Here is an 11,298-nt window from a genome sequence, read left to right as displayed (position 1 = left end):
GTCAGGCCGCCTTCAGAGCGCCCTGCGCCGCCGCGATCGCCGCGTCACCGTAGGCCTGCGCCGCGCGCTCCAGCAGCGCCGTCATGTCGGCGTCGCCCTCGTACTTGGCGAACATCGGCTCCAGACGGGAGAACGTGTTCTCGGCCATCAGGTCGCCGCTGCCGTCGGCCAGGCTTTCGAGGTAGGCGCGATCGGCGGCCTGCTGCGGATCGACGGCGGACTCACCGGCCGGCGAGGCTTCGCTGCCGGGCCGGAACTGGCCCAGATCGACGGCCTGGCCGGAGCTGAAGTCAGCCGAGTTCAGCAGCTTCGTGAAGTACGGCTTGCCGTCCTTGACGAAGTAGACATTCTCCGAGCCCACGTCGTTGATCGCCACCTCGCCGAAGTGCGCCAGGTCGGTCAGGCTGTTGTTGACCTCTTCGGCCTTTGTCCAGTCGATGCCGACAGGGGTGGCGTTCTCTTGAGCGATCACGGGTTCTCCAATGGTGTCGGCGGGCTGCGCCACGCCGTCGTCCTGCTGCGGCTCGATGGGCAGAGCCAGATCGGCCGGCGGCTCGGGTTCAACGGGCTCGGCCGGCTCGGCAACGGTGGCGGCAGCAGCCAGGGCGGCGGCCGCGGACGCGTCCAGGTAGTCGCGTGCGTAGCTCGGCACTTCGATCTCGCCGGACATGCTGGCGCCGGTCGGCGTGGCCAAAATCGGCACGGCCTGGTCCTCGCTGAGGCCCTTGTCGCGCAGGTAGGTGTTCGCGTCGCCACGGCCCATGCTGTCCGGCAGGCCGCCCGAGCCGTCGGCGCGCGCAGCGCTCCAGCGGTCGATCAGCTCCTGAGCGCGCTCCAAGAGATTGGCCGGCGAGACGAACGAGGCCGGCCAGCCGCGATCGACCAGCGCCTGCACGCCCGCCACCGGGCCAGCAAGACGGGTGGGCAAGTCAGCCTTCGCGAACTCCAGACTTGTGTGGCCCTGCAGGTCGTTGATGGCGTAGCTAAGAGAGTCGTAGGCCTCGCTGGCCTCCTTTTTGGTGACGCGCTTGGGCTTGGCTTCCGTCTGCGCCGGCACGGCAGAGGCCGGCACGAGGTTGACCTGGCCCTCGTAGCCCGGGAACACGTACTCCACCAGCGGCTCGCCCAGGTCGGCCTCGACCTTGGCGCGCAGCTCGTCGCTCAGAACGGGTTCCTCGCCGTCGAAGTCGAAGGTGAAGAAGTCGGAGGTCTTGAGGCGCGAGATGCCGCTCGGGCCGGCGCGCGAGGCAGCCAACGCGGCAGCCACCAGCTCGGCGCTGTCGTCCTCGAACTGGGGCTCCGGCTCCGGCTGCGGCTCGGGTTCCGCCTCGGGATCGGGCTCGGACTCGGGCTCGGGCTGCGGCATGGTCAGCAGCAGCGCGTCCACCATGAAGGCGACATCCGCCGGCGTGCCCTCCAGGCCGTCGCGCACGTTTCCGACTTCGCCGCCCATGTCGTTCTTGACGCGGTACGTGACGCCCACGACGTTGCTGCCGGCGCCCACGCGCACAGTGTCGAGCTGGAGCTTCGCGCCGCCCTTCGTGAGCGGTTGGTAGGCCGCGCCATCCCAGCCCAGCTCGCGCAGCGCGTTGCGCACGGCGATGATGCGCTCCCGGAAGAAGGCGTCGAGCATGTCCTGGTTCGCCAGGAGCTGAGCCTCGTCGTTTGCGATCGTGGCGTAGCCCGCCGCCGTGGTCAGGAACGCTTCGCGCTCGGCCGCGCTCTGGCCCTTGGCCGCGTCCTCGGCCTCGACCTCCTTGCGCTGCTTCACGTCGGCGATCTGACCCTGAACCTCGGACAGGCGCGTTTCCAGGCCGGCGATCTCGGTGTCCAGCGCGGCAATCGCGGCCGTCTTCTCTGCCAGGGCCTTGTTGGCCTCCTGGAACTTGGCGCTGTTCTTCTCGGCCAGGCGCATGATGCGGCGCGCCACCTCGCGAGGGTTTAGCTCGCGGCCGCGCTCGGGCGCGACGACGATGGTGATGTCCTTCTTGTTCAGCATCCACTTCCAGGACACCAGCTCGTCCAGCGGCGTCAGCTTGGCCGGCGTCGTGTCCGGGTTGTGAAACCAGATCGTCACGGCCTGGCCGTCGCTCAACGCGAACAGCACGGCGACCTGCAGGACGCCACGCGCCTTGATCGGCTCGCTGATGGTGTAGTCGGTCGGGACGATCTTGCCGCCCCCGGCGACGTGCATCACGCGCATCATCTGGTCCATGCGCTGCGACATGCGCGCCACGGGCACGACGAGGGCATCCAGGATCGGGTGGGGCAGCAGCTCGCAGTCGGGATCACCCACCAGGTCGGCCAAGCTGACGCTATCAAGCAGCAGGCCCGCCTTGTCGTCGCTGCGCAGGTCGTACATGAGCTTTTGCATCGTCATCGACACGGGCTCGGCGTCGGCGCTCCAGAAGGTCTTGTTCATGGCGGGAGATCCGTCAAATGGGAGTTGGTCTTGAGAGAACGGCCGCCGCATGTCGCCATGCTTCAGCCACCACTTCAGCTGCTCGAGGGTCGAGGCGACCATCGACTGCAAACCTGTCCAGTCGCGGTCGAACGACAGGAGGTAGGCGTCGCGGGCCTGCTGCTCGGTGGCGAAGCCCAGCATCACCTTGTGCTCGTCGAACCCTCCGTCGGGCCAGCCTTGGTTGATGACCCAGACGCCGCGCGCCTCGGGGAAGTGCCCGATGAACACGTCCACCGGGTCGCCGTCCGTGCCCTTCGTGCCGGCGATCTCGCCATAGCTCGCGGCCATGCGGTTCGCCCAGGTCTTGCCGTTCTCGCTGGTGCCGGTGCGCACGCTGTTGCGCACGTTCTCGATCACCAGCGGCAGTCCGTGAAGGGTCAGCCTGGCCTTGGCGTAGTTGCCGGCCTTGGCCATCGCCTCGGTGGGCTCGCGCTTGTAGTTGTGGGCGGAGGTCGCCGCCTCGCGCTCTGCCTGCTGCAGCAGAGCGAAAGCGTCGTCGAGAACAGGGGTTGCGGGGGTTTGCACGAACGCAGTTTCTGCGGCGCGCGGCGGGCCGGTCTGGCCGCTTTTCCGGTAACACCCGATGGAGCGGCCTCTGACTCCGCATGACGGATCAACATCCGCACCGCTACCCTGCCGTGGCCCGGGGGCTCGCGAGGGAAAGGATCATTCACTCACTTCGCCCTGAGTGGCTCCGACGGCTCGGGGAACCCGAAGCAGGCCGTCGCAGCTTTCATGATCGGTTGTTCTGTTTCGCAGCCTGCTGCGCCTCGTGGTTGGCGATGATGCGCTCAACATCAGCACGCATCTCCTGTGCCTCCTTCACCTTGCGGTCGTACTCCGCCTTCGTCTTCGGCCTCCGGCCAAAGGCATCTTGAAAGGAATACGAACCATCTCCGTGGGCAACCGTCGTCTCCGCTTCAGGGTGAATTCTTCCCCTGTCCTGCGGCATCAGGAAACTCCCCAGCTTGCTCCAGATCGTCGTCTTCAAATGACGTTCAGGGTGCAGATCATCCTCGGTGCGGCCTGCGATATAGCGATGCGCGCGCGCCTTCAGGATGTAGTTCACCTCGAACACCTGCTGCGCAGTCAACGTTCGACTCCTGATGCACTCGTCATAGCGGACCAGCGGGTTCCCCGAGTCGAAGTAGCGCGAGTTCGTGCGGGGCTTGCGAGCTTTGTGAGGCCCGGGGCTCGCCGCGTACTCCGTATGGGTAAGGATGTAGAGGCGTTCGCGGTCGAATGGGAACAGGGTCTGAGTGCCTTGCCAGTGCATGGCGGGATCTTGGCCGGCCGGAAGCTTTGGATCACCCGGAAACACATGACGGTTGAAGAAGGTCACCGGGTGGTCGGAAAAGATGAAGCCTGAGGAGTCCGTGGGCGCACGCACAATTTCCAGCACCCCCTCGGCCCACATCACGCAGTGCATTCGTCGCATTTCCTGCAGCGCAATCATCCTGTCCAACTGATCCTTGGCGCGCGCCGTCGTCTCGATGAAGCGCAGGCCCTTTGGGGTCCGCAGCCGCAGCGCATCCATGAACTCATAGACCTGCCAGTACGTCCCGTGGATGGCATTCCAGTCTTCGGCCAGCCACGCTTCGATTGCCGTCTTTCCTTGGGTGTCGATGGCACCGAATAGCTGCCTCTCAATCCGGTCATCGACCTGACCGAGCCAGCGAATCGTGTACAGGTCCGGCTCCCAGAAGTGAGCGTCCGGCCCCTTGTCCAGGATGCTACGCGCGCGGCCCCGCACGACCCCGCGTGCGTCCTTGAACTCCTCGGGGTGTAAGTCGAGGATCTTGAAGGCCGTCTGTCCAGGCGCTAGGAAGCCCTTCTGGTACCAGATGGGCACGTAGTGGTGGCGACGTGACAGTTCGGGCATCAGCCATTTTCCCGCGTTACGACGGCACAGTGAACGGCTTTGCCGCTCTGCGCTCTGGGTCGATATCTACGTGCCGTCCGCCCCCTGAAGCTCGACGAGTTTGGACAGAGCCAGATTCAGCTGACTCTCTGCACGCCTGAGGTCCCCGTCGTAGGCCGGCTCGAGCTGCCACTCCTGAACAACCAAGTGCACTTTCCCGGTTCTGCCTGCGAGCCTCTCAAGCCCGCGAAGGGTCAGCATTTCTCCAGCGCCTTGGCAGATCCTCACGTCGTAGAGCTTCTCGCCCTCGCCAACACCCCCTGTCAGCAACCTGGCAATCGGGGCTGCGCCCGTCAGCCCGGCGACCTCTTCCTGCTCGAACACGAGCCTGCCCCTGAGCGCATGCGCGCGGACCTGAACAGGAGCCAAAGGGGCTCCACGGTTATGGGTTTTGGTGACAACGTATTCCACTGTCTATTTATACAGCATTCCCTGATGACCAGGAAGCACAGGCGCTCAGCGATGGACCGCTGCGTGGCAAAGGCCGCACCTTGAACGAACCGATACCGACCCCGGAGCGGCACTGTGGCAACCGTTGTTGCCGACTTTATTCAAGACTCGAAGGGCTCGATGTAGGCCAAGTCGTCGCGCGGGTTCAGCGCCAGGCGACGCGTGTACGGCGGGATGTTGACGCTGCCGCCGACGTTGGCCACCTCGTAGGCCATGACCACGCCCGGGCCGAGCGTGATCATCACGAGGTCGGCCGTGTCGGTCAGGAAGTACCCGGGCTGGCCGGGCTCGGCGATGCACTCGATCAGCACCTCGCGCTGTGCCTCGGGCACCAGACCGTTGTCGCGCTCGATCATGTCCTGCTGTTGAAACGGCCCGGGGCCCGCGAATTGGAGCTTGGCGGGGCCCAGCTCGACGTAGTCGAACTCGGCCTCGTCCTCGGCGCGCAGCACGCCCATACCGCCCATCGTCGGCGCACCGCCCATCTCGCTGGGCAGGCCCGTTGCCGGGTCAGGTTCCACCCTCACGAGCCGCTTGCGCGAGACGACCGCGTCGAAGGAGTTCGGGTGCCGCAGAACCACCTGTCGCGCTGAACGATTGATCGCGGTTGGAACGCTTGTTAGCATGAATGCATCCTACTGTAGTTTCACGTGTTACCGCCCGCCCAGCTTGGCCAGCATCTCGGAGAGTTGCTTCTGTGTGATCCCGCCCATCGCGGCGAGGAGGCGCGCGCTCTGCTCGAACTTGCGCCTGGCCGTCGCCATCTGTTGGGGGGTCTTCGGCATGGCGCGCTTGGTGCGCGCGGCGATCTCCTTGACTTGGCGCTGCTGGGCCAGGCGCAGGCGCTTCTCGGTGGCGGATTCGACCGCGTTGCGCTTCCAGTTCGCTTGCTTGGCCTGGAGGTGGGCCATGGCGACCGCGTCCTTCTTGGCGACCGCGACGAGCTTCGGCGCCACCGACTTGCGGCCGACCTCGATCATCTTGACGACGAACGCGCGCACCATGGGCGACTGGAGCTGCTGCACCACTCGGAGGATGTGCTTGCAGGCGATGCCCACCAGGTTCGGGTTCGTCCACTTCGGGTAGCCGGTCTCGGGCACGCCCGCGTTGTAGCGCCCGATCGTCGCGATGTAGCGCAGCCGGTACCGGAAGTGGTCGCAGTCGCAGTTCATGCGAATCTTGCCGGAAGTCACCATCTTCACCAGCTCCTCGGCCTTGGAAGGGCTGGCCACGGCCGCATCGAGGTTCAGCAACTGGATGTGCACGTTGTGTCGCACCACGTCGCTATGCGGGCCCGCGTTGGTGACGAAGTGGATGTCGTTGCCCATGCGCTGCACTGGGACGGCAACGCGAATCTGCATGTTCGAGCGCTCGCGGTCTTCCGACGCGGACAGGTCGATGACCGACTTGGCGGTGATCCCGCCGGTGAACCGCTTCCCCAGAGCCTGTGCGGTGCGCCGGAACGTGGCCAGGTCGTCGTTCGTGATCGCGCGCGGCACGCCGCCGAGCGTCGTGGACAGCAGCCGGCCGGCGTCATATTCGCCGGCGACCTCGTCAGGCGCGAGGATGTTGCGGGCGGCTTGGCGCTGCGCGATCTGCGCGGCAAAGCGCTCGCGCACCTCGCGCGCGGCGAAGCGCGCGTCGACGATGACGTTAGAGGACTTCGTCGGCATCGAAACCCGCATCGCGCTGCATGTCGCGCAGTTGATCCGCTGTCGGCAGGACCAGGAGTTGCTCGGTCAGCTCGCACTCGACCGAGTCCAACCCGGCGGCCGCCTGGATCACCAGCGCGTGGTCGCGCGACCCGTAGACGCGGTAGGACACCAGCGTCAGGTCAAGCCGTTCGTCGGGCAGCGTGAAGTAGCGGATCGCGTTGCCCCAATCCGGCGTCTGGCGCGCGAAGTCCCGCACCTTGACGAACAAGCGGTTCCACGCCTGGTCGGCGGCCACGGCTCAGGCCTCGCCCGCGCCGGGCGGCACGAACGCGGGCAACAGCGCCTGCAGGTCGGCGTCCGTCTCGGGCACCGGCTGGGTGCCGCCGTCCACGCCGGCGATCAGCACGTCGAAGGCCTCCCACAGGACAGAGCGCCAAGCCCGGAACGCGCGCCCCTCCGCCTGGAAACGCGGCACCGCCGGTTCGTCGGCGTAGGTGACGGCCTCATCGACGCTGTCGTAGCCCCATGCCACGGCGACGGTGTTGGCGTAGCGCGCGACAGAGGCGCGCAGCAGCGCCGCGCGTTGCGCCGGCGACACGGGCTGCGGCTCGGGCGGCGGCGGCGGCGGCGCGATGGCGCATACCGACCAGGTGGACTTGTCGGGATCGAACACCACCAGGTGCGTGCCGTCGACCGCCGGCGGCTCGATGTGCGTGGCGAATGCCGGGATCAGGAACTTGTCCGGCTCCATCGGCGACCTGTCGGCGTCCGACGCGCCCGTGAATTCCTTGGTGGCGCGGTCGTAGTTGAAGATTTTCATAGGCTAGAACTTGATGAACAGCGACCAGCTGATGTTGCGCGGGCGCGCCTCGGAACCTTCGTTCTGCATGCTCAAGCCTGTGCCGGCGACATTCATGCCCAGCCCAGCGCCCGAGGTGTTTAGGCTGATTCCGGCGGCCGCCGAGACGACGCTCAGGCCCGCGCCGGAGTTGTCGATCGCCATCTGGTGGTTGTGGTCGGGCGTGCCCTGGATGACGAGCCCAGTGACGCTCTTGGTCGTCGGGTAGGTGCGGTTCGTCCCGAACCCGCCGACCTCAGTCTCGCTCGGGTTTGCCGCGTCGATGGAGCCCGGGGTCAACAGGTTGTACTGGCTGGCGTGGACGTGACCCGGATCGGTGACGCTGTGGGTGTGCGAACCCGCAGCGAAGACCCGTCCAACGTGCGAGTGGCCCACATCATTCAGCGCGTGGATGTGGCCGCGATCGACGATGCCGTGCGAGTGGCCCGAGTCGATGATCCCGTGCGCGTGGCCCGGGTCGATGATGTTGTGGGCGTGCGAGCGATTCGCGTGATCCTGGTACGTGCCCCAGGTGCGCCCCGGGTCGAATCCCCGCCCGTCGTCGAAGGCCCGCAAGAACGTGCCGCGCGCGTCCGGGATGCGGAAGTCGCTGCCGTTCGTGCCCGCGCTGAAGCGGCCCGAGTAGCCCGCGTTCAGCCAGTCGCCATCCGAGACCAGGCCGCCGGTGGACTGGGCGTAGTTCCAGAGCGCGGGGTAGGCGGCGCGGCTCAGCAGCACGCCGTTGAGCTTGAGCCAGCCGATCGGCGCGTTGTTGCCGGCGAAGTAGCTCACGATGCCGGCCGGCATGCGGAAGCCCTGCGTGGTGACGTACCAGTTGTTCGCGGCGTTGCGCGTGATCGAGACGACTTCGCCCTGCGACAGTTGCAGCGACGTGAACACCTCGCCCAGCGGCGTGATGATCACGTCGCCCGCCACCGGGACGATCGTGGCGAAGGACGCCGGCACGCGGAACGTGAACGAACCGCCCGGCACCGTGGCGGCGGCCGGCGGCAGCGTGACGTTGCCCCCGTTGAAGCCCAGCTCGACCCAGTTGCCGATGTCCTGCGGCGCAAGCACCGCGGCCGTCTGGTAGATGCCAATGCCGCCGCTGGCCGGGTAGCTGATGCCCTGACGCTTCACGAAGGCCGTTGTGGCGAAGAGCGTGCTGACATCGCCCGGCGCGGCGGTCAGGCCCCGCTGCGGGCCCGTCGAGGTGCTGCCGTCCTTGCGCACGTACTGGTCGTGCGGGTTCGTAGCGTTCTCGTGCAGCGCGATCAGGGCCATCGCCTGCACCGCGCTAGGGTCGATCGCGATCGTGACTGAGCCGGCGGGGATGCGCGTGAGCTGCAGCACGAACTGCCCGATGTAGTCGAGCATGTTCCGGGTAACGATGACGCCGGCCGGCGCGGAGAACACCGCGAACAGGACGCTGCCCGTCACGTCCGGGTCGCCCGCCCAGAAGCCGATCTCCGTTGCGTCGTAGGTGGCGGGGCTGCCCGTCCAGCCGTTGAACAGGACGTTGATGCGGCAGGCGCCCGTGCCGGAGACGATGCCGTTCTGGATGTGGACCTGCTCCTTGCGTGCGGCCATGGCCGTCATGCCCGCGCCGGTCGCCTCGGAGTCGTAGACACCCGTCCCGAGGGCGATGTGCGTGATCGCGAGGGCGACGCCGGTAGCGTCGGCGTTGATCGCCGCCGCCAAGCCAGCATCGGTGATCTTCGGTTTGATGATGACGGGCATGCAGCGGCGCTCTTTGGGGGACTGGCGCCATGTTCACGGCCGAGCCTCGCCAGCCCGGGGCCGCTTTTCCCGTCGGCGCTCGCGCGCTCTAAATCGTCATCAAGTCGCCGAAGAACTCGCCCGCCCGCCCGACGGCGCGCTGCCCTACGGCGGTGTGCGCCGCGATCAGCACCGCAACCTGCCCATTGCTGATGTCCGGCGCGATCCGGTACTTCATGCCGCCAGTGTCCATGCCGTCGCGCTCGATCTTGTTCTTGGGGTCGAGGCTCGACAGCCCCTCGCCGAACTGGATCAGGTTCATGGCCTCCAGCTCGAAGAAGGCCACGATCGCATCGCGCGTCTGCTCCTCGAGGAACACCCCGTCGTGCGTCGGGTCGCGATCTTGCGTGGTGATCCGAAGGAATCCGTCGCGCGGCTCGGTGTCGTACTTCTTGGCCCTCTGGCCGATCAGCAGCACGTCCGTTTCCATGTCGAACATGCCGAAGACGCTGACCGCCTCACCCTGGTAGCCGGAGCAGTTGATCCTCATCTTGACGCGCTTGCTCTTGCCGTCGCCGTCAGCCGCCATTGATCACCTCCGCGTCCCAGTCGCCCATGGACGGTGCGCCGAGCATCGGCGGGAAGCTCGCGCCCAACGCCTGAGTGACGACCAGGTAGCCGCTCGGATCGTAGCGATCGCCGAACGGGTCATCCTGGTTCGCGCCGGCGCCCTGCCCGTCGTTGGCCTCGCTCGCCCTGGGCGCGCGCAACAGCGGCACCGTCGGGCGCATGGTGAGGTCGCACACCAAGATGGTCAGATTCTTCTGGTCCGTCGCCATCGACGGTGCCATCACGTCAGGCTGCTCGAACACGACCGGCCACTTCTCGTCAAAGCCAGCAAGCCTGTACGTCGCAGCGAAGCGCCGGTTTCCGATCTGGTTGGTGTATGCGTGGAACTGGAGCGCGATGCTGCGCGCCGTCGGCTCGTCGGCAGCCGCGATCAGCAACTGGGTGCGGATGTCGGCCGTGACAGCCTGCATCTTGAACACGCGCCTCTTCGGGTCGCCGGGGATCGTGACATCGACGGGCTCCGCGCCCGTGCGACCGTACTCCGGCCCGGTCGCGACGTAGTCCTTGGCCATGGCCACAATGATGATGGGAAGGTACGGCGTGGGCTGCGCGCCTTGCGAGGTGTCGTTCTTGCGCCAGGTGGCCAGCAGATCCTCCGCTGCATCGATCATGCGGCCAGGCGCCAGGACGACGGACTTGGAGAAGTCGCGCGCGGCGAACTCGCGCACGCCCCGCGTGTCACCCATCAACTGCGCGTGGAAGCCGGCCAGGTAAGCGCCGAAGGCGGCCTTGATCGGGTCGGTGAAGTTCGACATCTCAGCCCTTCATGCCGTAGTGGCGGAGGTAGGCGTCGCCCGGCACAGGCCCGCCCGAGCGTCCGTCGTCGAGCTTCTGCAGCTCGACCAGCGGCATGTTGCGAAAGCGCGCGAAGTCGTCCGCCGTCGCACCGCCCCGCGCGGGCGCGGCCCTCTCCTCGCCGCGTACGTCGTCGAGCATCGCTTCGCTGGCCAGCCGGCTGATGAGCAAGTCGTTCTCCCGCGACACGCGCTCCAGTGCGTCCAGGGCCATCCGGTGCTGCGCCGCCAGGCTGTCGAACAGCGCGTTCTTGTTCGTCAGCATGGCGGCCGAGTCGGCCATCGCAGCGTCGAGAAGCGCCACCAGATCGTCGGTCTGCACACCGCCGGCAGCGACAGCGTCGAGCATGGCGCGGTGTCCACGATTGGTCGTGTAGTTGGGCTCCAGCACGTAGTCAAAGCCATGAAAGTCCGTCGGGATGGACGGGCTCCCGCGCGACGCCACGTCGATCGCACTGCTGAAGCCGCCGCTCTGGGACTCGTAGTTGGCTGCCGCCTCTTTGCCCCAGACGGTGTCCAGGAACTCGGCCTGGTGAGTGATGTTGCCCTGGTCGTCTGCGCTGAGATACGTCGTGCGCAGCGCGATCGGCATCGCCACGGCCTGGCCGTCGAGGAAGCCGACCTCGCGCGTTGCCATGCCGAAAATCTGGCGCGGGAGGTGCCCGTAGTAGCCCTTGAGGTCGCCGAGTTTGACGCGCTCCTGCACGGCGGGCCCGTTGATCAGCTTGGCCAGCGCCACGGTGTCAAACAGGCGATCCACGCCGAGCGCCTTGCGGCCTCGATCGTGGACGTTGTAGGTGATCATCTTGGTCTTGAGCATGCTGACT

Annotated in this window: 11 protein-coding genes; all 11 read right to left on the bottom strand. The window is 66.8% G+C overall.

The window, feature by feature from the left end:
• Position 1: 1 nt before the first annotated feature.
• Positions 2–2,878, bottom strand: coding sequence for a defense against restriction DarA-related protein (locus tag AC1DYN_RS15815; protein WP_477961182.1), 2,877 nt, complete (start codon positions 2,876–2,878; stop codon positions 2–4).
• Between the two features lie 319 nt (positions 2,879–3,197).
• Entirely contained in the window at positions 3,198–4,346 is a 1,149-nt protein-coding gene (locus AC1DYN_RS15810; RefSeq protein ID WP_477961146.1) for a DUF4238 domain-containing protein, read from the bottom strand.
• 66 nt (positions 4,347–4,412) lie between these two features.
• Complete coding sequence (locus tag AC1DYN_RS15805; protein WP_477961144.1) at positions 4,413–4,709, bottom strand: hypothetical protein; 297 nt, start codon at positions 4,707–4,709, stop codon at positions 4,413–4,415.
• A gap of 227 nt (positions 4,710–4,936) precedes the next feature.
• The gene (locus AC1DYN_RS15800) at positions 4,937–5,362 is read right to left on the bottom strand and encodes a hypothetical protein (RefSeq protein ID WP_477961142.1); all 426 of its coding nucleotides are present in this window, start codon (positions 5,360–5,362) and stop codon (positions 4,937–4,939) included.
• Between the two features lie 126 nt (positions 5,363–5,488).
• A complete protein-coding gene (locus AC1DYN_RS15795) occupies positions 5,489–6,508 on the bottom strand; it encodes a hypothetical protein (protein WP_477961140.1) in 1,020 nt (339 codons plus the stop codon).
• Positions 6,489–6,785, bottom strand: a complete 297-nt coding sequence (locus AC1DYN_RS15790) for a hypothetical protein (protein ID WP_477961138.1) — start codon at positions 6,783–6,785, stop codon at positions 6,489–6,491. Before AC1DYN_RS15790 ends, AC1DYN_RS15795 begins: the two co-directional genes overlap by 20 nt.
• A 3-nt stretch (positions 6,786–6,788) precedes the next feature.
• Positions 6,789–7,310 (bottom strand): hypothetical protein, encoded by a 522-nt coding sequence (locus AC1DYN_RS15785; RefSeq protein ID WP_477961136.1) that lies wholly within the window; start codon positions 7,308–7,310, stop codon positions 6,789–6,791.
• Between the two features lie 3 nt (positions 7,311–7,313).
• Positions 7,314–9,068 carry a tail fiber protein gene (locus AC1DYN_RS15780; RefSeq protein WP_477961134.1) on the bottom strand — a complete coding sequence of 585 codons (1,755 nt, stop codon included), beginning with the start codon at positions 9,066–9,068 and terminating at the stop codon, positions 7,314–7,316.
• 88 nt (positions 9,069–9,156) lie between these two features.
• Positions 9,157–9,636: a hypothetical protein gene (locus AC1DYN_RS15775; RefSeq protein ID WP_477961132.1), complete on the bottom strand. Its 480-nt coding sequence runs from the start codon at positions 9,634–9,636 to the stop codon at positions 9,157–9,159.
• A complete protein-coding gene (locus AC1DYN_RS15770; protein ID WP_477961130.1) occupies positions 9,626–10,432 on the bottom strand; it encodes a hypothetical protein in 807 nt (268 codons plus the stop codon). Before AC1DYN_RS15770 ends, AC1DYN_RS15775 begins: the two co-directional genes overlap by 11 nt.
• A gap of 1 nt (position 10,433) precedes the next feature.
• On the bottom strand, positions 10,434–11,291 hold the full coding sequence (locus tag AC1DYN_RS15765; RefSeq protein ID WP_477961129.1) for a hypothetical protein: 858 nt from the start codon (positions 11,289–11,291) through the stop codon (positions 10,434–10,436).
• Between the last annotated feature and the right edge of the window lie 7 nt (positions 11,292–11,298).

It is taken from the genome of Rhizobacter sp. P2_D12 (genome assembly GCF_056404395.1).
Note: the sequence above shows the minus strand (reverse complement) of the source record. Positions and strands in the feature narration are given on the sequence as shown.

Coding starts and splice junctions, on each gene's coding strand:
- AC1DYN_RS15815 (WP_477961182.1), bottom strand. CDS start 2,878: ATGGCCAAGGCCGGCAACTACGCCAAGGCCAGGCTGACCCTTCACGGA.
- AC1DYN_RS15810 (WP_477961146.1), bottom strand. CDS start 4,346: ATGCCCGAACTGTCACGTCGCCACCACTACGTGCCCATCTGGTACCAG.
- AC1DYN_RS15795 (WP_477961140.1), bottom strand. CDS start 6,508: ATGCCGACGAAGTCCTCTAACGTCATCGTCGACGCGCGCTTCGCCGCG.
- AC1DYN_RS15785 (WP_477961136.1), bottom strand. CDS start 7,310: ATGAAAATCTTCAACTACGACCGCGCCACCAAGGAATTCACGGGCGCG.
- AC1DYN_RS15780 (WP_477961134.1), bottom strand. CDS start 9,068: ATGCCCGTCATCATCAAACCGAAGATCACCGATGCTGGCTTGGCGGCG.
- AC1DYN_RS15775 (WP_477961132.1), bottom strand. CDS start 9,636: ATGGCGGCTGACGGCGACGGCAAGAGCAAGCGCGTCAAGATGAGGATC.
- AC1DYN_RS15770 (WP_477961130.1), bottom strand. CDS start 10,432: ATGTCGAACTTCACCGACCCGATCAAGGCCGCCTTCGGCGCTTACCTG.
- AC1DYN_RS15765 (WP_477961129.1), bottom strand. CDS start 11,291: ATGCTCAAGACCAAGATGATCACCTACAACGTCCACGATCGAGGCCGC.